The sequence below is a fragment of the Pseudomonas sp. M5 genome (genome assembly GCF_016907075.1).
Taxonomy (GTDB): Bacteria; Pseudomonadota; Gammaproteobacteria; order Pseudomonadales; family Pseudomonadaceae; genus Aquipseudomonas; species Aquipseudomonas putida_E.
In genome coordinates this window covers 461438-487187 of record NZ_JAFBBH010000001.1, presented here as the reverse complement: position 1 = coordinate 487187, position 25750 = coordinate 461438, and the positions used below count along the sequence as shown (strand labels likewise).

Annotated in this window: 24 protein-coding genes; 15 read left to right on the top strand and 9 right to left on the bottom strand. The window is 65.6% G+C overall.

Features of this window, described 5'->3' with window-relative positions; all coding sequences use genetic code 11:
• Nucleotides 1-51 precede the first annotated feature (51 nt).
• Entirely contained in the window at nt 52-1395 is a 1344-nt protein-coding gene (locus JOE27_RS02290) for an amidohydrolase family protein (RefSeq protein ID WP_046785554.1), read from the top strand.
• A 2-nt stretch (nt 1396-1397) separates the two neighbouring features.
• Entirely contained in the window at nt 1398-1841 is a 444-nt protein-coding gene (locus tag JOE27_RS02285) for a heme-binding protein (RefSeq protein WP_115275132.1), read from the top strand.
• On the opposite strand, the gene JOE27_RS02280 is transcribed toward JOE27_RS02285, so the two are convergent.
• Nucleotides 1832-2761, bottom strand: coding sequence for a LysR family transcriptional regulator (locus JOE27_RS02280; protein WP_119688778.1), 930 nt, complete (start codon nt 2759-2761; stop codon nt 1832-1834). The genes JOE27_RS02285 and JOE27_RS02280 overlap by 10 nt on opposite strands.
• Nucleotides 2762-2863: 102 nt before the next feature.
• Nucleotides 2864-3262 carry a membrane protein gene (locus JOE27_RS02275; RefSeq protein ID WP_046785557.1) on the bottom strand — a complete coding sequence of 133 codons (399 nt, stop codon included), beginning with the start codon at nt 3260-3262 and terminating at the stop codon, nt 2864-2866.
• A 183-nt stretch (nt 3263-3445) separates the two neighbouring features.
• Here JOE27_RS02275 and JOE27_RS02270 point away from each other — a divergent pair, with 183 nt between their 5' ends.
• The 4 genes from JOE27_RS02270 to JOE27_RS02255 are packed head-to-tail and all read left to right on the top strand — an operon-like array spanning nt 3446 to nt 9230.
• Nucleotides 3446-4618 carry an ABC transporter substrate-binding protein gene (locus JOE27_RS02270; RefSeq protein ID WP_204917717.1) on the top strand — a complete coding sequence of 391 codons (1173 nt, stop codon included), beginning with the start codon at nt 3446-3448 and terminating at the stop codon, nt 4616-4618.
• Between the two features lie 15 nt (nt 4619-4633).
• Nucleotides 4634-5503, top strand: coding sequence for a branched-chain amino acid ABC transporter permease (locus JOE27_RS02265; RefSeq protein WP_046785559.1), 870 nt, complete (start codon nt 4634-4636; stop codon nt 5501-5503).
• Nucleotides 5504-5505: 2 nt separating this feature from the next.
• The gene (locus JOE27_RS02260) at nt 5506-7986 is read left to right on the top strand and encodes an ATP-binding cassette domain-containing protein (RefSeq protein WP_239539281.1); all 2481 of its coding nucleotides are present in this window, start codon (nt 5506-5508) and stop codon (nt 7984-7986) included.
• A complete protein-coding gene (locus tag JOE27_RS02255; RefSeq protein ID WP_204917713.1) occupies nt 7983-9230 on the top strand; it encodes an amidohydrolase family protein in 1248 nt (415 codons plus the stop codon). Before JOE27_RS02260 ends, JOE27_RS02255 begins: the two co-directional genes overlap by 4 nt.
• Here the strand turns inward: JOE27_RS02255 and JOE27_RS02250 are convergent.
• Entirely contained in the window at nt 9199-9894 is a 696-nt protein-coding gene (locus tag JOE27_RS02250; RefSeq protein WP_039601266.1) for a GntR family transcriptional regulator, read from the bottom strand. The genes JOE27_RS02255 and JOE27_RS02250 overlap by 32 nt on opposite strands.
• Nucleotides 9895-9968: 74 nt before the next feature.
• Nucleotides 9969-11510 carry a gamma-glutamyltransferase gene (locus JOE27_RS02245; RefSeq protein ID WP_239539278.1) on the bottom strand — a complete coding sequence of 514 codons (1542 nt, stop codon included), beginning with the start codon at nt 11508-11510 and terminating at the stop codon, nt 9969-9971.
• Between the two features lie 138 nt (nt 11511-11648).
• Between JOE27_RS02245 and JOE27_RS02240 the strand changes: the two genes are divergently transcribed.
• Nucleotides 11649-11897 carry a CsbD family protein gene (locus JOE27_RS02240; RefSeq protein WP_012314048.1) on the top strand — a complete coding sequence of 83 codons (249 nt, stop codon included), beginning with the start codon at nt 11649-11651 and terminating at the stop codon, nt 11895-11897.
• A gap of 95 nt (nt 11898-11992) precedes the next feature.
• Here the strand turns inward: JOE27_RS02240 and JOE27_RS02235 are convergent, their stop codons facing one another.
• Entirely contained in the window at nt 11993-13468 is a 1476-nt protein-coding gene (locus JOE27_RS02235; RefSeq protein WP_204917711.1) for a helix-turn-helix transcriptional regulator, read from the bottom strand.
• A gap of 195 nt (nt 13469-13663) precedes the next feature.
• Here JOE27_RS02235 and JOE27_RS02230 point away from each other — a divergent pair, with 195 nt between their 5' ends.
• From JOE27_RS02230 to JOE27_RS02220, 3 genes are all read left to right on the top strand, one after another.
• A complete protein-coding gene (locus tag JOE27_RS02230) occupies nt 13664-14650 on the top strand; it encodes a hypothetical protein (RefSeq protein WP_039601269.1) in 987 nt (328 codons plus the stop codon).
• A 73-nt stretch (nt 14651-14723) separates the two neighbouring features.
• Nucleotides 14724-14903 (top strand): CsbD family protein, encoded by a 180-nt coding sequence (locus JOE27_RS02225; protein WP_012314045.1) that lies wholly within the window; start codon nt 14724-14726, stop codon nt 14901-14903.
• A 214-nt stretch (nt 14904-15117) separates the two neighbouring features.
• The gene (locus JOE27_RS02220; protein ID WP_204917709.1) at nt 15118-15333 is read left to right on the top strand and encodes a TIGR02450 family Trp-rich protein; all 216 of its coding nucleotides are present in this window, start codon (nt 15118-15120) and stop codon (nt 15331-15333) included.
• Nucleotides 15334-15384: 51 nt separating this feature from the next.
• Here JOE27_RS02220 and JOE27_RS02215 read toward each other — a convergent pair whose 3' ends face one another.
• On the bottom strand, nt 15385-16155 hold the full coding sequence (locus JOE27_RS02215; protein WP_119688774.1) for an IclR family transcriptional regulator: 771 nt from the start codon (nt 16153-16155) through the stop codon (nt 15385-15387).
• A 176-nt stretch (nt 16156-16331) separates the two neighbouring features.
• On the opposite strand from JOE27_RS02215, the gene JOE27_RS02210 reads away from it, so the two are divergent.
• From JOE27_RS02210 to JOE27_RS02195, 4 genes are read left to right on the top strand one after another with little or no spacing between them, the layout of a single operon-like run.
• Complete coding sequence (locus tag JOE27_RS02210) at nt 16332-17141, top strand: shikimate dehydrogenase (RefSeq protein WP_115275141.1); 810 nt, start codon at nt 16332-16334, stop codon at nt 17139-17141.
• A 4-nt stretch (nt 17142-17145) separates the two neighbouring features.
• Complete coding sequence (locus JOE27_RS02205) at nt 17146-18879, top strand: FAD-dependent oxidoreductase (protein WP_204917707.1); 1734 nt, start codon at nt 17146-17148, stop codon at nt 18877-18879.
• Nucleotides 18864-19184 carry an NIPSNAP family protein gene (locus JOE27_RS02200; protein ID WP_115275143.1) on the top strand — a complete coding sequence of 107 codons (321 nt, stop codon included), beginning with the start codon at nt 18864-18866 and terminating at the stop codon, nt 19182-19184. Before JOE27_RS02205 ends, JOE27_RS02200 begins: the two co-directional genes overlap by 16 nt.
• 21 nt (nt 19185-19205) lie before the next feature.
• Entirely contained in the window at nt 19206-20897 is a 1692-nt protein-coding gene (locus JOE27_RS02195) for an FAD-dependent oxidoreductase (RefSeq protein WP_174141420.1), read from the top strand.
• 93 nt (nt 20898-20990) lie between these two features.
• Here the strand turns inward: JOE27_RS02195 and JOE27_RS02190 are convergent, their stop codons facing one another.
• The 3 genes from JOE27_RS02190 to JOE27_RS02180 form a co-directional block, all read right to left on the bottom strand.
• Complete coding sequence (locus JOE27_RS02190) at nt 20991-21806, bottom strand: sugar phosphate isomerase/epimerase (RefSeq protein ID WP_204917705.1); 816 nt, start codon at nt 21804-21806, stop codon at nt 20991-20993.
• 51 nt (nt 21807-21857) lie between these two features.
• Nucleotides 21858-22910 carry a Gfo/Idh/MocA family oxidoreductase gene (locus tag JOE27_RS02185; RefSeq protein WP_115275146.1) on the bottom strand — a complete coding sequence of 351 codons (1053 nt, stop codon included), beginning with the start codon at nt 22908-22910 and terminating at the stop codon, nt 21858-21860.
• Nucleotides 22911-23074: 164 nt separating this feature from the next.
• On the bottom strand, nt 23075-23851 hold the full coding sequence (locus JOE27_RS02180; protein WP_012314036.1) for an IclR family transcriptional regulator: 777 nt from the start codon (nt 23849-23851) through the stop codon (nt 23075-23077).
• 185 nt (nt 23852-24036) lie between these two features.
• Between JOE27_RS02180 and JOE27_RS02175 the strand changes: the two genes are divergently transcribed.
• Nucleotides 24037-25749: an FAD-dependent oxidoreductase gene (locus JOE27_RS02175; protein WP_115275148.1), complete on the top strand. Its 1713-nt coding sequence runs from the start codon at nt 24037-24039 to the stop codon at nt 25747-25749.
• Nucleotide 25750: the final 1 nt, after the last annotated feature.

Genomic DNA, 25750 nt, shown 5'->3' with positions numbered 1-25750 from the left:
CGCCGCAGGCACATAGCCTGCCGGAAACAACAAGACGAGTAGAACCCGACCATGAGCGCCCTGCACCTTCACTGCGCCACCCTGTTCGATGGCGCCAGCCTTCAGGCACGCCAGCAACAGACGCTGATCATCGAAAACGGCCTGATACGCCATGTTGGCGCGACGGCCCAGGCGCCACGCCCATTGCCCGGTGACCGCGAAGTGCGCGGCGACTTCGTCATGCCGGGGCTGGTAGACGTGCACACCCACCTGGCGTTCGGCAACGCCCAGAGCGAGGAAGACATCGACATCTGGACCAGCGACGAATTCCGCGCCTTGCGCGGCATGTTCTTCGCCCAGCACGTGCTGGCTGCCGGGGTCACCTCGATGGTCTGCCCGGGTGACAGCGGCCAGCTCAGCATCGCCGTGCGCAACACGGTCAACGCCGGGCTCTTCGAAGGCCCGCGCATCGCGGCAAGCAGCCGCGTGATCACCAACCGGCAAAGCCTCAACGACTGGTTTCCCAGCCGCGTCGGCGCACCGGAATACTTCACCGCTGCGCTGGTCACCAGCCGTACCGAAGCCATCGCGCAGATCCGCAAACAGGCCAAGGATGGCGTCGACCTGATCAAGATCGCCATGGACGGTACGCACCGCCGCCCCAACGGTGAAATCATCGCCGCCTTCACAGCCGATGAAACCCGCGAAATGGTCGACGAAGCGCACCGCCTCGGCTGCCGGGTAGCGACGCATGCCTACGGCCGCGAAGCCGTGATGTACGCGGCCAAGGCAGGCGTCGATCTGGTCTTTCATGCCTTCTACATGGACGACGCCTGCATCGAAGCACTTCTGGAGGCAGGCAGCGTGCTGGCGCCCACCATGACCTTCCCACAGAACACCGTAGATTTCTGCCAGCCCCACGACCCGGCGGTGACCACAGGCTACGCCGGCTACTGTGCCCGCACGCTGGAACTGGGCACGCCGGTGCTCAAGCGCGCCAAGGCGGCCGGTATTCCGTTCGCCTGCGGCAGCGACAGCGGTTTTGCCGTTACCCCTTACGGTGAGTGGCATGCGCGTGAACTGGAGTTGCTGGTCACGCGCCTGGGCTTCACCCCGGCACAAGCGCTGCACGCTGCGACCAATGTCGGCGCACGCCTGATGCCACGCGGTGAAACGCTCGGCACCCTGGAGCCAGGCAAACAGGCCGACCTGTTGATCCTCGACGGCTCGCCGCTTGACGACATCCGCATCCTGCAAGACCGCAACCGCCTGCAGGCGGTGTACAAGGCAGGCCAGCCGGTGCGCCTGCAACGCACGCCCTACAACCCTAAGCAGGTCTCGGACTTCAACTCCCTGAAATGGACCGAACTCTACACCCGCGACCGTGTAGCCGAACTTGGCAAATGGAGCCAGTGACCATGCAGACACTCGATTTCGAAACCGCCGCGCGGCTTGCCGCGTCTACGCTGCGACACGCCCGGGCCTTGGGCGTGCGGCCTTTGGCAGCCGCCGTGCTCGATGCTGCAGGCCACCCGCTGGCGCTGTTGCGCGATGAGCAGGCCAGCGCCTTGCGCCCACAGATCGCCACCGCAAAAGCCAGCGGCTGCCTGGGTATGGGCTTCGGTGGCCGGGAGCTGGCAAGGCGCGCTCAGGTGATGCCAGCATTCTTCGACGCGATCAACAGCCTGACCCAAGGCCACGTGATCCCAGTACCCGGCGGTGTTCTGCTGCGCGACACCGAGGGGCACCTGCTGGGGGCAATCGGCGTCAGCGGTGACACCTCGGACAACGATGAGCGTTGCGCCTTGCTGGCCATCGAAGAGTTGGGCCTTGTCGGTGACACGGGCGACCTTCAGGCGTGATCTACCCCGGCCGCCTGCTCGGTCAGCACCTGTCGCAGCCAGCTCAGGGCCGGGTCGGATGCTTGTTGCGGGTGCCATTGCACCACTTGCACAGCCACCGGGAAGGCGATGGGCGATGGCAGTACCCGTAGCTGATGATGACGCGCCAGCCCTTGGGCCTGGCGCCGAAACAACGTAGCGATGCGCGGCGTACCGGCGACGAAGTCGCCCATCAGCGCGAAACTCTGCACCGCCACGGCCACACGCCGCTCGATGCCGATTTCACGCAGGTGCTGGGTGTCGAGCGAGAGGTTCTGGCCATCGGTGAACTCGCGCACGACATGCGCGGCTGCACAGAACTCAGCCAGGTCAAGGCCCGCCTGGTAAGCCACTGCATGCGCGCAAACAACGCAGCACAGCTCATCCTCGAGCAACACTGAGTGGGGGTAGCGCGGGTTTATGCGCCGCTGGGGCACGACCACCAGGTCGCTGCGGCGATAGTCCAGTGCCTCGGCAACCACGTCACCGTCACGCGACAGCGGCAGGTCGCGAACCGTCAGCGATATGCCGGGCGCCAGGCGCGCCAGTACACGGCTGAGCGCAGGCATGACAGTGGCCGCCACATAGTCCGACGCCACCAGGGTAAAGCGCCGCTCACAGCGGCCGGGGTCGAAGTCCAGGGACGTCTGCACCACCTCCCCGACCAGGCTTAGTGCCTTTCGCACTCTGGGTGCCAGCTGCCGCGCCAAGGCACTGGGCTCAAGGCCGCGCCCGAGCGGGATCAGCAGGGGGTCCTGAAAATGTTCGCGCAGGCGCCCCAGCGCAGCGCTGGTGGCAGACTGGCCAAGGTTGAGGCGCTGCGCCGCCCGGCTGACGCTGCACTCCTCGAGCAGCACATCCAGGGCGACCAGCAGGTTGAGATCAAGACGTCGATAGCGCATGGGCAACTTATACCCGACAGGGGTGCGCTCACGATGCGGTTTTCGCACTACCAGGTATCGCCCTGCGCGATACATCGGGCTGCATCGCAGCAGTAGCCGCGCTCAAGCCTTGCCAATCTCCGGCACCAGCATCCACTCCGCGCTGTCGTTCCACACATCCATGCGCACGATCTTGCCCGCCTTCACTTCGAAGCGGTCCAGGTAACGGTTGCCGGAAAAGCTACGGCCATCCGGCCACTGCCCGTACAGCGTGCCATTGGAATACACCACGGTGTGGTCCTCGCGCTCGCACCAGTCGAACTGCCCCAGCTGCTTCTTCACCCAGGTGTAACGCGCGCCGTTGAACGCGGTGATGTCGGTGGGGGTGGGCATGGCGCGGCCGCCGGTAAAGGTGATGCGCACGTCGTCGCTCATGAACGTGGCGGCGCGCACCGGGTCGGGGGCCATGGAGGCGGCGAGGAAGTCGCGCACGATCTGTACGGCGCTGTTGCTTTCGGTCATTGCAAGTCTCCGAGGGTGTCCAGAACGGGGCGTCGGCCCCGAACGATGCCTTGATGCAGTGCACGCGAGGGCGCTGAAGCCAAGGCGCAAGCCCCAAAACACGGGGTGCCCGAAGTATTTTCCAAATGGCACCTGTTTTGCTAGCACATTTTTATAAATTGCTAGCAATCAGGAGTTCGAACCATGTTCAGCCGTTCCTTGCTACGTCGCTGGCTGCCCTGCGCAGCCTTTTCCCTGGCCTGCTGCACAGGCTGGGTACAGGCTGCCGAGCCGATCAAGGTGGGCCTGGTGGCCGCGTTGTCGGGGCAGTCGGCCAAGTCCGGCGAGGCCCTTACCCGGGGCCTCACCCTGGCCATCGACGAAATCAATGCCAAAGGCGGGCTGCTGGGCCGCCCGGTGGAGCTGGTGCGCCGCGATGACGAAAGCAACCCGGCCAAGGGCATGCTGGCGGCGCGCGAGCTGATCCAGCGGGAGAAGGTCAGCGTGCTGTTCGGCGGCCTCGACACCCCGGTGTCGCTGGCCATCGTGCCGTTGGCCAACCAACTGAAAACGCCGTTCATGGGCATCTGGGCGGCAGGCACCAAGATCACCGAGAACGGCGCGAAGGACAACTACGTGTTCCGCGTGTCGGCGGTGGATGAACAGGTGGATGAAGCGCTGGTCGCCTATGGCCTGCGCCAAGGGATGAAACGACCGGGTCTGATCCTGGCCAACAACCCTTGGGGCGAGTCGAACCTGGCAGGGCTCAACGCGGCCCTGGCCCGCCGCGACATGCCCCAGGCGCCGGCCGAGCGCTTTGAAGACAGCGACCTGGACATGGTGCCGCAACTCACCCGCCTGAAAAGCGCAGGTGTCGACACCCTGCTGCTGGTCGGCAACGTCGGCCCGTCGGCGCAGGTGGTCAAGTCGCTCCAGCAGATGGGCTGGAACGTGCCGGTGGTGTCGCACTGGGGCCCGGCCGGCGGCCGCTTTGGCGAGCTGGCCGGGCCTGACGCCGGGCGCGTGCACTTCATCCAGACCTTCGTCTTCAGCGCCCACAACAGCGCCCGCGGCGATGCCTTGCTGGCCGCACTCAAGCAGCGCTACCCGCAGGTCAAGACCCTGGCCGACGTGACCCCTGCCGTGGGCATCGCCAACGCCTACGACGCCATGCACCTGGTGGGCCTGGCGATCGACAAGGCCCAGGACACCCAAGGCACGAAGGTGCGTGACGGCTTTTATGCCATCAGCGACTACGACGGGCTGATCAAACACTACCAGCAGCCGTTCAGCGTTGACCGCCACGATGCCCTGGGCCCTGACGACTACATTTTCAGCCGCTTCGATGGCGACACCATCGTGCCCGTGACGCCCTGAGCGGAGACCCTCGACATGATCACCACCGCACTGGTCAGCGGCCTGGGCCTGGGCAGCATGTATGCGCTGCTGGCTTTGGGCTTTCACCTCACCTATGCCGTGTCGCGCACGGTCAACTTTGCCCAGGGCAGCGCGATGATGGTCGGCGCCGTGCTGGGCTACAGCCTGGCGGTGACTTGGGGCTGGCCGCTGTGGCTGGCACTGCCCACTACCCTGCTGCTGTGCGCGGTGCTGGGCCTGGCCATCGAGCGCTTTCTGGTGCGGCCGTTCCATGCCCGTGGCTCGGACGCCTGGCTGATGGCGACGGTGGCGGGCGGGCTGCTGCTGGACAACCTGGCGATGTTCACCTTCGGCAAGGAGCCGCGGCAGTTCGGCAGTGCCCTGACCAGCCTGCGTCTGGACCTGGGCGACAGCAGCCTGAATGCCGTGCAACTGGCCATCCCGCTGGCCGGTGCGGCGGTGGCGGCCACGCTTTACTGGGTGCGCAGACGCACGCAACTGGGCTTGCGCCTGGAAGCCTGCGTGCAGAACCCACGGGCAGCGCGGTTGATGGGCATCGAAGTGAACCGCGTGGTGGCGGCGGCCTTTGCCCTGTCGACCGTGTTCGCGGCGCTGGCGGGCCTGCTGATCGCACCGCTGTACAGCGTGCACGCGGACATGGGCACGCTGTTCGGTCTGAAGGCTTTCGCCGTGGCCATTCTGGGCGGCATCGCCAGTGCCGGTGGGGTGTTTGCCGCAGGCCTGCTGTTTGGCCTGCTCGAGGCGGTGGTCACGCTGTATTTCGGCTCTGCGTTCACGCAATTGCTGTGCTTTGCACTGGTGATCGTGGTGCTCGCGGCACGTCCTGACGGCCTGTTCGGCCGCAAACTCTGGGTAAAGGTATGACCATGCGCGAGCGACTCGCCCCCCTCGGCCTGGCCCTGTTCGGGGTCGCCTGCCTTGGCCTGGCACTGGGCCTGGACAGCTACTGGCTGTTGATCCTGACCTTGTACGCGCTGGCGGTCACCGTCGGCGTGGGCCTGAACATCCTGATCGGTCTGTCCGGGCAGATGTCCTTCGGGCACATCGCCTTCTATGCCATCGGTGCCTACCTGTCGGCACTGCTGACGCTGGCCGGCCTGCCGCTTTCGGCCGCCCTGCCCCTGGCCGGCCTCGGCTGCGCGGTGCTGGGTGGCTTGCTGGCGATCCCGGCGCTACGGGTCAGCGGGCCTTACCTTGCGATGATCACCATTGCCTTTGCGCTGGTGGTGCACAACGGCCTGATCGAGTGGCGCAGCGTCACCGGAGGGGCCAATGGCCTGATGGGCATCCCGCTGCCTGAACTCGGCACGCTGGACCCGGCGCTACTGCTGGCACTGGCTTCGGTGCTGCTGATGCTGGCCGCACTGGTCTTCTACTGGAGCCTGCAACGCAGCGGCTGGGGCCTGGCTATGCGTGCGGTGAAGGCTTCGGAAATTGCCGCGCGTTCACTGGGGGTCAACCCGGTGCAGACGCGGACCCTGGCCTTTGCCCTGTCGGCAGGCCTGGCGGGGGCGGCCGGGGCACTGGTAGCGCCGGTGCTGATGTTCATCAACCCGGCGGCGTTCCCGTTCTCGCAGTCGATCCTGTTCGTCCTGGCGGTGATCGTCGGTGGCGCCGGCATGCTGTTCGGGCCAGTGCTCGGTGCACTGGTGATCGTGCTGCTGCCCGAATTGCTGGCCGACTTTGCCGAGTACCGGTTGCTGGCATTTTCGGTTTTGCTGCTGGCAGTACTGTGGGCTGCACCACGCGGTGTGCTGGGCAGCCTGGCCAAGCGCTTCTGGCGGCCGCGACACGAGCCGGTCACGGCACAGCCCGACACGGCGGCGCTGCGGGCGTTCTTCGCCGGTGGTGCGCAGCATGGGCTGAAGGTCGAGGGCATTGGCATCCGTTTTGGCGGTGTCCAGGCCGCGCAGCAGGTCAGCCTGCAGGCTGTGCCTGGCAGCATCACCAGCCTGATCGGGCCCAATGGTGCGGGCAAATCCACAGTGCTCAACCTGATCAGTGGTTTCTACCGCACCGACACCGGCTCGATCCAGCTGGGCGGGGAGCTGGCCGGGCAGCCGGCCTGGCGCATCGCCCGCGCCGGTATCGCCCGTACGTACCAGACCACCCAGCTGTTCGGTGAGCTGAGCGTGCTTGAAAACCTGCTGTTGGCCTTCCAGCAAGGGGCCATCGAACGGCCCTGGCCATGCCAGCAAGCCACACGCAAGGCCATGGCCATTGAGTTGCTGGCGCTGGTCGGCTACCGCAGCAACCTGCACGTCACCGCCGATGACCTGCCCCACGTCGACCGCCGCCTGGTCGAGATCGCCCGGGCCCTGGCCAGCCGGCCGCAGGTGCTGCTGCTCGACGAGCCTGCCGCCGGCCTCGGCCGGCAGGACACCGACCGCCTGGCCACGCTGCTGCAACGCTTGGCCGCCTTCAACCTGGCGATCATCCTGGTCGAGCACGACATGCCGCTGGTGATGGCAGTGTCGCAAAGGCTACTGGTGCTCGACGCCGGCAAACCGATCGCCTGGGGCACGCCTGAACAGGTGCGCGCTGACCCACGGGTGATTGCCGCGTACCTGGGTGGCACCGAGTACCAGGCCCAGCCGCGCGCGCAGGCCTGGGCAGGCTCGCGTGATGCCGTGCTGCACGTGCGCGACCTGTGCATCGACTATGGCGCGGCGCCAGTGGTCGAAGGCGTCGACCTGGTGGTCAACCCGGGCGAGCTGATCGCCATTCTGGGCGCCAATGGCGCCGGCAAATCGAGCATCCTGCAGGCCCTTGCCGGCCTGCACCGGCCGCGTGGCGGCAGCATCGTGCTGGACAACCGCAGCATCGAAAGCCTGGATGCCAGCCAGATCGCCCGCCTTGGCCTGGCCCTGGTCCCTGAAGGCCGGCAGCTGTTCGGCCAGTTGAGCGTGCGCGAGAACCTGCTGCTGGGGGCCAACGTGCGCCAGGATGCCGTCGATGCCGACGCCGAGATTGCCGCGATCCTCAAACGCTTCCCCCGCCTGCGCGAGCGTATCGACAGCCCGGCCGGGCTGCTCTCGGGCGGTGAGCAGCAGATGGTCGCGATCGGCCGCGGGCTGATGGCCAAACCGCGCATCCTGCTGCTCGACGAACCGTCCCTGGGCCTCTCCCCGGCGATGATCGGCGAGCTGTACGACGCCCTCGCCGCCCTGCGCGACGAAGGGGTGACGTTACTGCTGGTCGATCAGATGGCCAACCTGGCACTGCAGGTGGCCGACCGTGCCTACGTGCTGGAAACAGGCCGTATCGTCAAACAGGGCAGCGCCGAGCACCTGCGCGGCGACCCACAACTGGAAGCCGCCTACCTGGGCACAGGAGCCGCCGCATGAACCACCTGGACCTGATCAATGTGCGCCTGGGCGACGGCCCGGCACTGAGCCGCCTGCTGATCGAAGACGGCCGGTTCGTGGCCCGGCTGAGCCGGCCGGCGCCCAAACTCGACCTCGGCGGCCGGCTGGTGTTGCCCGGCCTGATCGAAACCCATATCCACCTGGACAAGGCCTGCATCCTTTCGCGCTGCCAGCTGCGCGAAGGCACGCTGGCCGAAGCCATCGCCCAGACCCGCCTGGCCAAAGCCGATTTCACCGAGGCCGATGTGTACGCGCGCGGCGCGGCAGTGCTGGAGCAAGCCATCGTGCAAGGCACCACGCACATGCGTACCCATGTCGAGATCGACCCCGGCATCGGCCTGACCGGCCTGCGCGCCATCCGCAGGCTGCAGGCTGATTACGCCTGGGCCGTGACCCTGGAGATCTGCGTGTTTCCGCAGGAAGGCATGCTCGACAACCCCGGGACCGAAGCGCTGTTGTGCCAGGCCCTGGACGAAGGCGCCGAAGTGCTGGGCGGCTGCCCTTACACCGACGCCGACCCGCCTGCACAGATCCGCCGGCTGTTCGAACTGGCGGTGGCCTACGATCGCGACCTGGACCTGCACCTGGACTTCGACCTGCAGGTCGCCGGCATGACCCTGGGCGAGGTGATCCGCTGCACCCACCAGCATGGCTGGCAGGGCCGGGTCACCGTTGGCCATGTGACCAAGCTCTCGGCACTGCCGCAGGCCGAACTGATGCGTATGGGCCACGCCCTGGCTGAAGCCGGCGTGCAGGTCACCTGCCTGCCGGCCACCGACCTGTTCCTCACCGGCCGTGACCGCTTCCATGACAAGCCCCGGGGGCTGGCACCGCTGGCGCAGTTGCATCAGTGCGGGGTGACCTGTTCGTTGTCGAGCAACAACATCGGCAACCCCTTCACGCCCTACGGCGATGCCTCCCTGGTGCGTCAGGCCAACCTGTACGCCAACGTCGCCCAACTGGGCACGCCGCAAGAACTACTGCTGTGCCTGGGCTGGATCTCACGCCAGTCGGCGCGCCTGCTGCGCCTTGCCGACTATGGCCTGGAACCAGGTTGCCGAGCCGACTTCGTGGTGTTCGACGCACCCTCGCCGGCCGAGGTGATCGGCCGTATCGCCGCGCCGCTGATGGGTTTCAAACAGGGCCGGCAGACCTTCAGCCGGCCACCCGCCGAGCTGTTCCCGGCACAGCTCACAGCCCTGACAGTGCCTGACGCAGGTTGACCTCAGGCGCAGCTACATCCTCGAGGGCCAACTGGCCCTCGAGTTCGTCCAGGTGCGCGATCATTTCGTCCACGGCCGCCTGGGTATTGCCGGCGCGCAACGCATCGATGATCGCCTGGTGCTCGTCCGAGGCACAGGGCGGGCTGTCACCACGCTGGTAAAGGGCGACGATCAGCGAGCTGCGCACCATCAGGTTGCCGAGGATGTCGGCCAGCACCTGGTTGCCGCTCACCTCCCCCAGCAACAAGTGAAACTCGCTGAGTTCGCGGACGATGGCGCGGCGATCGGTGCTGGCAGTGGCTGCGCGCTCGTTGTGCATGTGTTGTTCGATGCGCACCTGATGCTCGGCGACATGGGCCGGGGTGATGGCCTCGACGATCGCCCGCTCAACGGCGCGGCGTGCGGCGAAGATTTCCCGTGCTTCGCGGGCACTGGGCTGGGCCACGGTGGCACCGCGGTTGGGCTCGATGTCGACGATGCGCTGCATGGCCAGGCGTTGCAGCGCAGCCTGCACGTGGTTGCGGTTGGCCTGCAGGGTTTCGACGATGTGCGCCTCCACCAGCCGCACGCCGGGGCGCAGGCGATGCTGGGCAATGGCCTTGGCGAGCATCTCGGCGATGCGCTGGACTTCTTGTTGCTTGCTGCTGACCGTCTTGCCTTTCATCGAGACCTCGAAACCCTCAAACGCATTGGGCCGGCATTATCCGCCGGGCCAGGCATTGCGGCAATCGGCGCGGTTCAGTCCTGCTGGCCAAGGGCGCTGCCCTGGCTGCGCGGGTCGTAGGCAGCGGTGCGCTGGCCGTCGGGGCCGATGGCGATCACGCCGGCCAGGCCCATCAACGGGCTGAGCGCAGGCGTGGTCTCGACCTGATGGCCCCGCTCGGCCAGCCCTTGCACCACCGATTCGCCGATATCGGCCTCCAGCTTGAGGTTGTCGGTGCTGTCGAAGAAGCTGCGCCCAAGCAGAAACCGCGGTGCACGCAACGCCACCTCGGCAGGCTGCTGATAGTCGATCAACTGGGTGGCAAGCACCATCTGCGTCTGAGGTTGGCCGTCACCCCCTTGGGTGCCGAAGAACCAGCGGCGCCCATCATCGGCCAGGTAGGCCGAAGGGTTGAGCGTGTGCGCCGGCCGCTTGCCGGGCGCCCAGGCATTGCGGTGCCCCGGCTGGGCGCTGAAACCTGCCGCGCGGTTGTGCCAAAGGATGCCGGTATCGCCCAGGATGCAACCGGAGCCGAAATCATGGAACAGGCTTTGGATCAGGCAGGCGCTGCGCCCGGCGCGGTCGGTGGCGGCCATCCACACAGTGTCGGCAGGTTGCCCAGGCTCGCCCCAAGGCGTCGCACGCTGCTCGTCAAGGGTCGCGGCAGGCTGAGCAAGCGCGTGCTCGAAGTCCCAGCCGCTGGCGAGCGGGTCATGCAGTTGAGCGTTGCGCTGCAGCAGGCCCTGCTTGATGGCTTCGACCAACAGGTGGTAGTAGCGCGGCGTGCCGTTTTCGCCCAGGTTCACAGCCTGCAGGGCAGCCATGGCGCGCAGCGTGTACAGGCCTTGGGTGGGTGGCGCGACGTTGTACAGCCGGCCATTGCGATAGCGTATGGAGATAGGCGCCGCCAGGCAGGCCCGGGTGGCGCGCAAGTCTTCGACGCTCAGGCCGCAGCCCAGCGCGTCGAACGCCACACCAAAGGCTTCTGCCAGTTCCCCATGATAGAAGTCGCCTGGGCCACGCCGCGCCAGGTGCTCCAGGCTGTTGGCCAGCGCGGGTTGGCGCAGACGGCCACCTTGGGGCGTACACAATGGCTGCAGGCTGGGCAGTGTCTTGATCAGGCTGGCGCGCTGCCCTTGCCAGAACAGTTGCGAGGGGGATACCTCAACCCCGTCGCGGGCCAACCCTGCGGCGCCAGTCAGCAGGTCGGCCCAGCCCAGCCGCGACCCCCACTGCTCGCTGATTGCCTTGGCCTGCGCCCAACTGGCCATGGCCCCGGCCGTGGTCCCGACCGAGGCAGGCCCACGCAGGCTGATCGCGCCTGCTGCGGGCAAGCGCATCCCGGCCTGGCCGATCCCGATGATGGTGCGTACCTGATCGTCATGGAGCAACCACAGTGCATCACCGCCCAGGCCCGTCATGTGTGGGTACACCGCCGCCAGCACGGCACTGGCGGTGAGCATTGCATCGATTGCGCTCCCCCCGCCGTCGAGCACCTCCAGGCCCGCCGCGCTTGCCAAGGGGTGCGGGGTGCACAGCACGCCACCGCGGGAGTGGGCGACCAGGGACTCGTTCATTGCTAGCTCCTTTTCTGATATTGCTAGCAATCAGCAAGGATCGTTCCCATTTGCCAAAACCGCTTTGAACTAATCCCCACCCCCCGCTCCCTAACCTTGTGCGTTCCCATTGCCACTCACTAGGAAGGTTTGATCACTATGAAAAGCGAACAAGTTGAAGGTGTTGCACAGAAAGTCGCTGGCAAGGCGCAGAGCGCAGTGGGCCGGCTGTTCGAGGACCCGGCCCTGGAGGCAGAGGGTGATGGCCGCCAGGTCGCAGGCCAACTGACCAAAACCTATGGTGACGCACTGAACAACGTCTCCACCTTCGTTAAAGAGAAGCCCATCACCGCCCTGGCAATCGGCGCCGCGCTCACCCTGGTGGTGAGCCGCCTGCTGCGTCGCTGATAAGCAAAAGGTCGGTCCAAGGGCTTCGAGGCATCTGAAGCCCTTTGGCATCAAGCAGCCTCGGCAAGCGCGAGAGCAGACTGTACCGAGGCGAATCAATGGGTGAACAGCCGTCGTTCGCGCGCCCAGACAATGGCTTCACTGCGGCTGTGAACATCGAGCTTGGAGTACACCGTTGCCACATGGTTGCGCACGGTATTGAGCGCCAGGTTAAGCCGCGTTGCGATTTCCTTGTCGGCAAGGCCTTCACAGATCAGCGCCAGCACATCGCGCTCACGGCGGGTCAGGTCGGTAAACGATGCATCTGGTAAACGCCCTGTGTTGATGCGCTTGGCATTGGCCAGTTTCTCGATCAAGGTCTGGCTGAACCATGACGCATCCTGCATCACCGTTTCTATCGCCTCGACCAACTCCAGCTCAGAACGCTTGCGCTCGGTAATGTCCATCAGTACCAACAGGTAGCACGGGGTGTCCTGCAAGCTGACGGTGTCCGCCTGCAGTACACAGTCGAGCCGGTCATTGCCTTTTTTTCGCAGCTTAAGGTCCAGCCCTTCGATGCGCCCGGTCTTTTCCAGCGCATCGAACACCTGGGTAGCCACACGCCGATCAGCCATGAAGTCGATTTCGGCCACTGTCTTGCCTATCAGCTCCTGGGCGGCGTAACCCAAGGTGTCCAGAAAGGCTTCATTGGCATCGATCAGTTGCTGCCTGTCGGCGCTGCACAGCAGGGTGGGCACAGGGCTCAGGCGAAAGGCCTTGGCAAAGCGCTCCTCACTCTGGCGCAGGGCATTTTCCGCCTTGCGCCGGGGCTCCAGGTCGGTGAATGAAAACAGCATGCAATCTTCTTCATGCATGTCCAGCGGTTGCCCGGCAACGATCACCAGTTTGCTGCCACCATCGGGCAAGCGCAGTTCAGCCTGCATCTGCGGGATGGTCGCCCCTTCCATCAGGCGTTCGATAGCCAACTCCTTGCGTTCGGCGTTTTCCAGCACATCCACTTCGTAGACCGAACGGCCAATGACGTTCTCCCGCATATGGCCGGTCATTTCCAGAAAGCCCTGGTTGACCTTGATGAAGCGCAGGTCGCTGAGCCTGCAGATGACTGCAGGGGCCGGGTTGGCATTGAAGGTTTTTTCGAAGCGCTGCTCGGCGCTGGCCCACTCGGTGGCATCGGCCAGGATCAGCACCAGCGATTCGGCCTCGCCCTTGCTGTCTTCCAGCACCATGCTGCGCACGCGGTGCACGCGGCTGCGCGCTTCATCGTCGCCAACAGCAAGCACCTCTACCATCACGTCGCTGAACACCTCCCCCGCAGCCACGCGGGCGATAGGGTACTGCTCGGCTTCAAGGGGGTGATTGTTGCGGTAGCGCAGGGCAAAGCGTTCGCGATAACCCTCAGCGTTGCTGCCCAGTTGCTCCAGGCTGTCGACCCCGTGCATGCGCAAAGCCGCTTCGTTGGCCCAGATGATGGATTGGTCGACCTCCAGCAGGATCACACCATCGGACAGCCCGGCGATGATTTGCTGAAGCTGGCGGCGGTTGGTCTCGCGGGCAAGCACGGCGTCGCTCATAGAGTGTCTCCAATCGGTAGTTCTGCATGGCCTGGAGCTTAAACGCTGCAGGCGGGCCAGGGTTGGTGCGAATGCACTAATCGATCAGGTGCGGATGCGCCAATACAGCCTTGCATGTGACCTGCAAACTGGCCCTGACGTTGCACCTGGCCTGTGTTGCCGGTGCTGCCGGAACTTACCCACGAGGATGCATAGATGACTGAATCGTATGTGACCACCCCAACCAACGCTGTCAGCCCGCTACGGGTATCGTGGAGCGCCGTGTTTGCAGGCGGCGCCATCGCCCTGGCCAGCTACCTGGTACTCAGCGTACTGGGCACGGCCATTGGCGCCGGAGCCATGAACCCGATGGCCGACGGCAATCCGCTGCAGGGCTTTGGGACCGGCGCTGGGGTGTGGCTGTTCATCAGCACCCTGCTCTCGGTCGCAGCCGGTGCCTGGGTCGCCGGGCGTACCGCGCCCACCCGCGGCGGCCTGCATGGCCTGTTGAGCTGGACGGTGACCACCCTGCTGGCTACCTGGTTGCTGGCTTCGTTGGCCGGCACCGTGGTTGGCACTGCCGGCAATATCGCTGGCAAAGGCCTGTCGCTGGCAGCTGACGGTGTCGCCGCCGCCGCACCCAGTGTGAGCCAGGGCATCAAGGAGCAACTGAACAAGAATGGCATCTCGCTGGACTGGGACAACCTGGAAGCGGAGTTGAACAAAACCTTGGCGCAGTCCGGCAAGGCTGAACTGGCCCCTTCGTCCCTGGAGCAGCAGGCCGATCAGGCCCAGGCTCAGGGAGAGTCGGCAGGGCGCGTCGCGGCCGAGGACCCGACCCAGGCCGTCGACCAGCTCAAGCAGTGGTTCGAGCGGGTGCGCAAGGCCGGTGAACCTGCCCTGAGCGCGGCAGACAAGCAAGCGTTGGTCAACATCGTCGCTGCGCGCACCGGCAAGAGCCAGCAGGAGGCCCAGCAGGTGGTCGATAACTACGCCCGTGCCTACCAACAGGCCGCCGAGCAAGTGAAAGTGCTCAAAGAGCAGGCCGAGCAACAGGCTCGCGAAGCCGCCCAGGTAGCCGCCAGCAACGTATCGAAAGCCGCCTGGGGCACCTTGGTAACCCTGCTGATCGGTGCCGCCTTGAGTTTTGGCGTAGGCCGCTTCGCGCTGACGTCTCGCAAGACCCGCGTCGCCACGGTGTGAGTCGCAACGCAAACGCTGTATGAACGCTTCACCCAACCCCCGTTTCACTGATGTCTGTTGAAGGAGAACGACCATGAGCAGCACTTCGGACAAAGTAAAAGGCTTGGCCAACGAAGCCGTCGGCAAGGTTAAACAAGCCGTAGGCAAAGCCACTGGCAACACGGAGCTGGAGGTCAAAGGCAAGGTGCAGGAGAAAAAAGGCGAAGCTCAGCAGGTAGTCGCTGATGTCAAGGACGCGGTCAGCAAGGATTGACCATTGCGCTTGAGCCTATACAAACGGTCGCCTGAGGGCGGCCGTTTGCTATTTGGCGGCATACCCTTCTCGGCCAACGGCCGAGCCATGACGCGAGCACTCCATTGCGCACAGCGATCGACCGACCAAATGCTTCCCGTGCAAGTATCATCAGCTACTTGTCTGTTTGTATAACGATCAGCATGCAGGCCGCACTCTCGCCCAAGGAGCAATGATGAACCGCTTCAACCCTGGCAAATTGAAACTCTCGAAATGGACAGCGCGACACCCTGAGAACCGCGAAAAGCACTTTCTGGTGACCGACCTGGAGCTGGATGAAGATGGGCATGTGCTGCGTGTGGAACTGGAAGCGGTACACAGCAAGCGCAGCCAGTGGCTGGACTGGCGGGTACTGCGCGACCCCGAGGTATGGCTGATGGGCTGGCAGTGAAAACGGCCTGATCCGCTGCGGCCCCGATCGTGCTCAACACACGCTCCCCGGTCAGCCAAATACCGGTTTCAGCAAGGCCTGCGCCTCATAGAGCGGTGGCAGGTAACGCAGCCGTATCTCATCCATGCTCAGCCGCGATGCATGGGTAGTGATGGTCAGTGTCGCCTTGAGCTGCCCCGCCCGGTCCAGTAACGGCACGCCGATTACGCGCATGCCGACTTCGAACTCCTGATCGACGATGCAGTAGCCCTGCTCGCTCACCTGCTGCAACGTCGCGTCCAGCAGCGCCCTGTCGGTCTGGGTGTAGGGCGTCAGCGGGTGTAGCGGGTTACGGGCGAAATAGTCATCGCGCTGCGCTTGGTCCAAAGCCGCCAGCCAGACCCTCCCGCCGGCAGTGCAGTACATCGGCACCCGCGAGCCGGGCCGTATCGACAGTGATGCGATGTGGCTGTAGCGGCTGCGCACCAAGTGGATGATTTCATCATCGTCGCGTGTGCCCACCGAGACATGCTCCTGGGTCTGGCGCGCCACTTGCTCGACGATCGGGCGCAGCATGCGTGGCAACTGCGCCGAGTCCACATAGGCCTGGCCGATACGCAGGGCCTTGGGGGTCAGCCAGTAGTGACGGTTGTCGGTTTCGGCGAAGCCTTCATGCACCAGGGTCAGCAGAAATCGGCGCGCTGCGCTGGGCGTAAGGCCAGCTTGCCTGGCCGCCTGGGGCACCGTCAGGCGTGGCTGCTCGGCGTTGAACAGCTGCATGAGCGCCAGGCCTTTCTGTAAACCGGCAATCAGGTCGCGGGGGTGAGTCTGGGGTTTGTCCATTGGCTGCACTCGTGAGTGGGGAGAATCGTGCCGCTGAGCAGTGCTAAACAGCGCCTATGCTGCGAATATCGCTTTATCAATGCGATTATCGCATCAAACCGTTGGCAAGCGCATTGTGACAACGCCGCTGCCGCATCACCCTGACTTCCATAACAACACCCCAAACGGAAGTCACCATGATCAAAGGTTCGACAGCGCTGGTCGCCATCGTCGGTTCGCCCATCGCCCAGGTGAAATCGCCTGAAAACTTCAACACCTGGTTCAGCAACAATGGCCTTGACCTGGCCATGCTGCCCATCGACTTGCAGCACGCCGCGCTGGACGCTTTTATCGACACCCTGCGCGGCTGGCGCAACCTGCGCGGTTGCGTGGTGACCGTGCCCTACAAGCAGGCATTTGCCACCCGCCTGGACGGCCTGAGCGAACGTGCAGCAGCCCTGGGCTCGGTGAACGTGGTACGGCGCGAAAACGATGGCCGCCTGTATGGCGACAACGTAGACGGCGCAGGTTTTTTGGGCGCAGCACGCAAGCACGGCTTCGACCCTGCGGGCAAGCGAGTGCTGGTCATTGGTTGCGGCGGCGTCGGCAGTGCCATTGCCTACGCACTGGGTGAGGCTGGGGTCGCCCAGGTCACCCTAAGCGACCCGGAAACGTCGCGCGCTGCAGCACTTGCCGAGCTGCTGGGCAAGGCCTTCCCTGGCGTCGGCATCACCACTGCATACAGCGCGCTGGACGCCTTCGACCTGGTGGTCAACGCTTCGCCCGTGGGCATGGGCGGCACGGGCGAGCTGCCGCTGCCCGCTGCCCTGCTGGGCACGCTCAACGCCGCCACGCTGGTGGCCGATGTTGTCACCTCACCGGAGATCACCCCACTGCTGGAGCAGGCGCGCGAACGCGGCTGCGCAGTCCAGACTGGCGCGCAAATGGCCTTTGCGCAGCTTGGCCACCTGGGCGCCTTCATGGGCGTCACGCCACTGGAGATCTGAGACCATGCCCCCTATCGAAAACGCGCAACCGGTGTACGACCTGGTCGTGCTCGGCAGCGGCGCCGGTGGCCTGGCTGCCGCCGCCACGGCATCACGCCTGGGCCTGAAGGTCCTGGTGGTGGAAAAGGCCGAACACTTTGGCGGTACCTCGGCGATCTCCGGCGGAGCAGCATGGTTGTATGGCTCCGATCAGGCGCGCGCCGCCGGTGCCCAGGATTCGCCCGAGGCCGTCAGGACCTACCTGAAAACCATCATCGGTACCGGCTACAACGCCGAACTGGTGGACGCCTTCATCGCGCGCGGGCACCAGGCGCTGCGCTGGCTGGAGCACAACACCGAACTGCGCTACGCACTGCGCCCGCACTCCCCGGACTATTACCCGGACGCACCCGGCGCCACGGCGTTCGGCCGGGCGCTGGAAATGGTCGAGTATGACGGCCGCCGCCTCGGCGCGCGCTTCAAGGACTTGAAGATGCCACCACCGGGCATGCTGTTGTTCGGCGCTATGATGGTCAACCGCGAGGACATTCAGCACTTCCTGAGCCTACGCCGCTCACCCCGGTCACTGTGGCATTGCCTGAAACTGATGGCGCGCTACGCACTGGACCGTGTTCGCCACCACCGTGGCACGCGCCTGACCACGGGGAACGCGCTGGTCGCCCGCCTGGCCAGCACAGCCTTTGCCCACGGCGCGCACCTGTGGTTGCGCAGCGAAGCGCAGGCACTGATCGTCGAGCACGGCACGGTCACCGGCGTGGAAGTACAGCATGAGGGCCGCCGCACCCAGGTCCATGCCCGCGGCGGTGTGGTCTGCGCCATGGGCGGGTTTGCTGAGGGTGCGCTGGCTGCGGTCTACCGGCCGGCCCCTGACGCGCCACACCTCAGCATGTCCCCGCCCAGCAACGACGGTGCTGCTCTGCGCCTTGCCCAGGCGGTGGATGCAGCCCAGGGCGAGGGCCTGGTCGCCAACTTCTTCTGGGCGCCGGTTTCCGAGCGGCGCCATGCCAGTGGTGAGCGCGAGCGCTTCCCGCACCTGGTCACCGACCGCGCCAAGCCAGGGGTCATTGCGCTCGACCCGGCCGGGCGGCGCTTCGTCAACGAATCCAACTCCTATCACCACTTCGTCCAGGCCATGTTCGCCAACGGCATCAGCACCTGCTGGCTGGTCTGTGACGCCCAGGCCATGAACCGTTACGGCCTGGGCCTGGCACGGCCCAAACCGGTGGACAACACGGCCCTGATCGAAGCCGGCTACCTGCACCGCGCCGGCTCAGTGCAAGAGCTGGCCCGGGCCATCGGCGTGGCCACGCAGGTGCTGCAGGAAACACTGGAGCGCTTCAACGCCGACGCCCGCAGCGGCATCGACCGGCAATTTGACAAGGGCGGCAACAGCTACAACCGCTACATGGGCGACCCGCAGCACAAGCCCAACCCGTGCCTGGCGCCACTGGCCAAGGCCCCGTTCTACGCCATCCGTATTCACACCGGCGACCTTGGCTCCGCGCGCGGCCTGGTGACCGACGCCAACGCCAATGTACTCAACCGCGCCGGTGCGCCGATCGTAGGCTTGTATGCCGCCGGCAACGACATGAACGCGTTGATGAATGGCACCTATCCAGGCCCAGGGATCACCCTCGGCCCTGCCCTCACCTTCGGCTGGATCGCTGCCAGCCATATCGCTGAACGCCTGCAAGCCCACAGCCCTGAAATGGAGACGCTCCCATGTACTTCGAAATGAGAACCTACACCCTCGACCCACTGAAAATGGCTGACTGGCTGGCTCTCTACCAAAGCCACGCACTGGCGGTGCAGTGCGAACACCTGGGCAACCTGGTCGGCTTCTTCACCAGCGAATTCGGTGAGGTGAACCAGGTGGTGCACATCTGGGGTTATGCCAGCCTGGACCAACGCAGCGAACGCCGTGCGGCGATGGCCGCAGACCCGCGCTGGGCGGAGTTTTCACGGCGCAACCGTGAACTGGGCGCCGTACTGCGGCTGCAATCACGCCTGCTGCGGCCTACAGGCTTCTCGCCGCTGCAGTGAAAACGGAACCGGAGTGCACCCATGCAACCCCTTGAGTGTGACGTACTTGTCATCGGCTCCGGTGCCAGCGGCCTGGCTGCGGCGGTTACCGCCGCGCACCACGGCCTGAAGGTGATCGTGGCGGAAAAAGCCCCCCGGCTTGGCGGCACCAGCGCCTGGTCGGGCGGATGGCTATGGATACCGCGCAACCCGCTGGCCGTGGCCGAAGGCCTGGTCGAAACCGACGATGCACCAGAGCGCTACCTGCGTGCCCAGACCCGCGTCGCTGAACTGGACGCACGCCAACTGGCGTTCCTGCGCCATGGCCCCGCAATGGTGGCGTTCTTCCAGCAGCACACCCGCGTGAAGTTCCAGTGCGGTACGAAGCTCCCCGACATGCGTGAAGGCGACGGCAGCGCCCACGGCGGGCGAGCACTGTGTGCACTGCCCTATGACGGCCGCCTGCTCGGGCCCTGGATACACAGGCTGCGGCCACCGCTGGACATCGTCAGCCTGGCCGGCATGGGCATCGCCGGTGGCACGGACATGGCGGCTTTCTTCAATGCTCGCCAATCGCCCAGGGCGGCTTGGCATGTGGCCAAACGCCTGTTGCGTCACGGGCGCGACCTGTTGCGGCACCGGCGCGGTCTGCAACTGGTCAACGGCAACGCGCTGGTGGCCGGCCTGCTACGCAGTGCCCTGGACCTGGGCGTCACGCTGCTGACCGACAAAGCGGCCATTGCCTTGCTGGGAGGGGCACGCATCAGCGGCGCGCAGTGTGCCGATGGCCAGCTGATCCAGGCGCGGCGTGGCGTAGTGCTGGCCTGTGGCGGCTTTGCCCATGACCGCCAGCGCATCGCGCAACTGATGCCGCACGCGCCCGACGGGGTTGGCCATTACTCTGCCGCGCCGCCGGAAAACAGCGGCGATGGCCTGCGCCTGGGAGAGCAGGCTGGCGCCCAGGTCGCTACCACCTTGGCCCATGCCGGTGCCTGGGCGCCGGTATCGCAGGTGCCGCGCGGCGATGGCCGCGCTGGGCATTTCCCGCACCTGATCGACCGCGCCAAGCCTGGTTTCATTGCAGTGCGCAGTGACGGCCGACGCTTTGTCAACGAGGCGGACTGCTACCACGACTTCATGAATGCGCTGTTCGCCGCTACGCCAGAGGGCGAGCCTTATGAGGCCTGGTTGATCTGCGACCACGCCGCGCAGCGTCGCTATGGCATCGGCTGGGCCAAACCGTTTCCCTTCCCTGCCCGCTTCTATGAACGGCGTGGCTACCTGTTGCGCGGCAACGACCTGGCGCAACTGGCCGCGCGTTGTGGCATAGATGGCCAGCAATTGCAGGGCACTGTGGCGCGTTTCAATCAGCATGCGGCGCAGGGCGTGGACCCTGACTTTGGGCGCGGCGCCTCGGCGTACAACCGGGCGCAGGGTGAGCCTGAACAGGCGCCGAACCCTTCGCTGCGGCCCCTGCTGCGCGGCCCTTTTTATGCAGTGAAGTTGCTGCCGGGCAGCCTCGGCACCTTTGCCGGGCTGGGCACCGATGCTTCGGCGAGGGTGCTCGATGGTGCAGGGCAAGCCATACCGGGGCTGTTTGCCGTGGGCAATGACATGCACAGCATTATGGGCGGGCACTACCCCAGTGGCGGTATCACACTGGGGCCCGGGATGACCTTTGGGTACCTCGCGGGCCTGGCGCTGTGCGGATCACCGCAGCCCGGACAGGCCTGATCAGCTCCTGCCGGAACCGCGCAGTTCTTGAGGTCTGCGCGTTACCTATGGGAGCCGGCTTGCCGGCGATGGGCCGCAAAGCGGCCCCTTGGCTCAAATCAATGCCAACACCGCCCGGGCCTTTTCCAGTGCCATACGCGCACGCTGTTCGCCACTGACGCCCTGCTCCAGCAGTTGCCGCGTGGGGATCTCCAGGCTTAACGGAACACTCGCTGGCAACCCGCGCAACAGGCCCGTCAGGTCGGCATCACCCTCCCCCGGAAAACGCCGCTCGTTACGGGCCTGGCGCAGGATTTCATCCATGTCTGCCGGCACCGGCCCAGCCACGTCACACAATTGGGCGTAGCGCATGCGCTGCGGGGCCAGGCGCGCCAGGTCGTCGAGCGACGACCCGGAGCGGTTGAAATGAAAGGCATCCACCAGTACGCAAGCGTTCGGGCGGTCTGCGTTGGCAACGATGCGCATGGCCTGTTGCAGGTCGCGAACGTCGGTCCAGGGCATGAACTCCAGATGCGGGTGAATACCGTAGCCGGCAGCCAGGTCGCACAATTGAGCGAAGCGCTCGGTGAGGCGCGCCTCGCTCGGGTCGTTGCCGGCAACCAGCAGTTCGCTGCCGCCAAGCGCGGCACCGACCGCCAGCATCGGCTCGAAATCGGCCACGCAGGTGTCGGGTTTGAGACGCAGGATTTCCAGGTCCAGGACTTTGATGCCAGTGTCGCGCAGGCGCGCCTGGGTCTGGCGGCGCAGCTCGGCATCGGTAACCAGCGGGAAGTGCTGCTCTTCGCTGGTCGCTGGCAGCAAGCGCAGGCCAACGTGGCTGTAACCGGCACGGGCGGCGGCTTCGACCATTGCCGGGGGTGACAGCTCCAGTACGGTGAGCGCGGCCAGGGAAAAGATTCGATCAGTCATGCGGGTTACCTGCGGGCAAATGGGTACGGGGCGAAAGAACGCTCACGCGGCTCACACGATTGTCTCTGGCGCGCAAGCCCGGCCGGTGGCGGCCGCCTGGCGGATCGCCTCGATCAACGCCAAGGTGCGGCCACCGTCAGCTGCATCGGTCAATGGCGCTTCCTGCCCACGGGCAACACGGACAAAGTGCTGCAACTGCAGGGTCAATGCCTCCCCCGCCGGGATGCCCGCCTCGCTCTGCAGCAACGGTGTATGCCAACCCGAGTTTGCCTCGGCGTACTGCCAGTGCTTGAGCTGCGGGATGCTCAGCGCTCCCCGGGTGCCGGCCAGCAGGTAGCAGGGTTGGTCCGCCTGGCGTGGATAGACAGGGCTTTCTCCCGAACTCAGCTCCCAGCTCCACGGCGCTGCCACCGCATCGGAGCCGGTCAGGCTACCCAGCGCGCCGTTGGCGAACTCCAGCAACACTGCCGCGCTGTCCTCGTTGGCAAAGCCGCGCACCTGGTTACGGGTGAACGCCTGCACCTGTACCACCTCACCGCACAGGTAACGCAGCAGGTCGAGGTCGTGGATCAGGTTGGTCAGCAGGAAACCGGCGCCGGGCTCGCGGCGCCACGGTGTGTCGAAATAGCTGTCGGGCTTTTGCAACTGCCACAGCGCGGTGACGTTGACCAACCGGCCCAAGGCCCCTTCGGCGATCACGCCGCGCGCGCTGGCGATCAGCGGGTTGTGCCGCCGGTGGTGGCCGACCAGCACCGGCACGCCGCAGCGGCGCGACGCCTCCACCAGCGCCCGCACTTCATCCAGGTGCACTCCCACCGGTTTTTCTACCAATACCGGCACGCCGGCTTCGACACAATCGAGGGCGGTGGCCACGTGCAGGTTGTTCGGATTGGCCACGATCACGGCCTCGGGGCGCACAACCTCCAGCATCTGCCGGTGATCGGCGAAATACGCCACCCCGCACTCGGCGGCGAAGGCTTCAGCCTGGGGGCCTGGGTCGGCCACCGCGCACAACTGCGCTTGCGGCACCTGGCTCAGATGCTGGTAATGCTGGCGGCCCATGATGCCGGCGCCAATCAGGGCAATGCGAAGGGGTGCGTTCAACGGGCGGTCCTCTTTTCGTTGTTGTTCTGGCAACTTCGGAACCCAGTTCCAAAATCAGCTATCGCTAATTTAGAACTGCGGTCCGCTTTGCAAAAGGACGCTGGGCATAGAGTGTGCGGTAATCGACCGGAAAGTTCAGAGGCAGGCCCGTGCTGCCGTGCATGTCAGGCAAACAACTCACTCGCCTGGCTGGCTGCCGACAACTCCTCCACAGCCGCCAACAATAAAGGCGCAAGCTCCGGCAGGCGTGCTTGCGAAAGGCGCGCACTGGGCCCGGCAATGCTTAGCACGCCAATGACCTCATTACCTTGCGGCCGGCGCACCACCGCAGCCAGGGCCGAGGTACCGACTGCCGAGGTTTGCTCGACCCAGGCATAACCCCGCTCACGGGCGCCCGCCAGGTAACTCAGCAGCTGTTCGGTGGAGCGCGGCGCGTTGGGGCCGAACTGCTCGGGGTCGGCAATGCCCTGGCGCAGGACCATCTGCAGCGCCTCGTCATCGCTCAGGCTAGCCAGCCAGGCATGCCCGGAGGCGGTATAGAACAGGGGCGCATCGCGGCCCATGTCCGGGTCGTAACGCAAACCGGACCGCGCGCCCTGGGATTTGGCGATCCAGGTCTGGCGGGCGCCGTCGATCACGCCCAGGCGCACCAGCTCGCCGCTTTCCTGGGCCAGGCGGTCGAGTATCGGCTGGATGATGTCGGCGCCGCTGCTGGACAGATAGCGAAAGCCCAGCGCCACCAGCTTGGCGGACAACTGATAGCGGCTGTTGTCACGGTTCTGGCGTACGTAGCCCAGACGCGCGAGTTCAGCGAGCATGCGATGGGCTGCGCTCTTGGGGATCTGAAGCTGGTCAGCCAGGGTTTGCAGGCCCAGGCCCTGGGGCTCGGCGGCAAGGCTTTCTACAAGACTGAAGGCGCGTTCGATCTGACTACCGGCCATGACAGGGTTTCCTGATAAAGAAGGCAAATTCTGGAAGATGATTCCATATCCTCATGGGCCACCGCAGCTGACCCGCTCTGAAGTGTCCGTTTATCGACCACTACTTACTGGCGGCACTTGCATCCCGGCGGGTCAACCAAGAAGAATATGGAACCTTGTTCCAATAATAATACCGGAGACCCGCAATGCCCACCGACACCTTGCAAGCCGAATGCGATGTACTGGTCATTGGCTCCGGCGCCGCCGGGCTGGCTGCTGCGGTCACGGCTGCCTGGCATGGGCAGCGGGTTACCCTTGTGGAAAAAGACCCGGTGTTCGGCGGCGCCACTGCCTGGTCCGGCGGCTGGGCCTGGGTGCCGCGCAACCCGCTGGCGCGCCGCGCCGGTATCGAAGAAGACATCGAGCAGCCACGCACTTACCTGCGCAACGAACTGGGCGCGCATTACGATGCGCAGCGCATCGACGCCTTTCTCGAAGCCTGCCCGCACATGGTCGCCTTTTTCGAGAAACACACGGCCCTGCAGTTCGCTGAGGGCAACGCCATCCCCGACATGCACGGCGACACCCCTGGCGCCGCCACCGGTGGGCACCAGGTCATCGCCGCCCCTTATGACGCCCGCGAACTCGGTGCGCTGTTGCCACGCTTGCGCAGGACACTGCGCGAAACCTCGTTCATGGGCATGCCGATCATGGCTGGCGCCGACCTTGCGGCCTTTCTCAACATGACCCGCTCGCCCCGCGCCTTCTGGCATGTGTGCAAGCGCTTCAGTCGCCACCTGTACCACCTTGCCCGCCATGGCCGGGCCATGCACTTGGTCAACGGTGTGGCACTGGTGGCGCGCCTGGCCAAGTCGGCCGAAGACCTGGGCGTGCGCCTGCTTGAGTCTGCGCCAGCCAAACGCTTGCTGATGGAGGACGGCCAGGTGCGTGGCGCGGTGATCGGTACAGCGCAGGGCGACATTACGCTTCGCGCCAAAGCCGTGGTGCTGGCCGCTGGTGGCTTTGCTCACGACCCCGTGCGGCGCCGGCAATTGTTCCCGCGCGATGCCAGTGGCCACGACAACCTCGCACTGCCGCCGCCGTCGTGCTCCGGCGACGGCCTGCGCCTGGGCGAATCAGCCGGCGGCGTGGTAGCCACCGACCTGAAGTCGGCGGTTGCCTGGGCCCCGGTGTCCAAGGTAGCGCACCGTGACGGCAGCGTCGGCCACTTCCCGCACATCATCGAACGCGGCAAGCCGGGCATCATCGGTGTGCTGGCCAACGGCAAGCGCTTCGTCAACGAGGCGCACGGCTACTACGACTATGTCGCCGCCATGCTCGACGCCGTACCGCAAGACGAGCAAGCCTGCTCGTGGCTGATCTGTGACCACCGCTTCCTGCGCCGGTATGGCCTTGGCCACGCCCGCCCCGCCCCGCTGCCGGTGTGGCCACACCTGCGCAGCGGCTACCTCAAGCGCGGTGCCAGCCTGGAACTGCTGGCCCGCGCCTGCGGCATCGACCCTGCGGGGCTGAGTGCCACGGTGGCCGAGTACAACCGCCACGCGCGCCAAGGCCAGGACCCTGAGTTCGGGCGCGGCAGCACCCCGTTCAACCGCAAACAGGGCGACCCCCAACACAAGGGGCCCAACCCCTGCGTCGCGCCGATCGAGCAAGGCCCGTTCTACGCGGTCAAGGTGCAGCCCGGCTGCTTCGGCACCTTCGCCGGCCTGCGCACCGACGGCCACGCACGTGTGCTGGATGAACACGGCCAGCCCATCGGCGGCCTGTATGCAGCGGGCACCGACATGGCCAGCGTGTTCGGCGGCTGGTACCCGTCCGGGGGTATCAACCTGGGCCCGGCGCTGACGTTCGGTTATGTGGCCGGTCGGCATATCGCCGGGGCCCAGGCGCAGGAGTAAG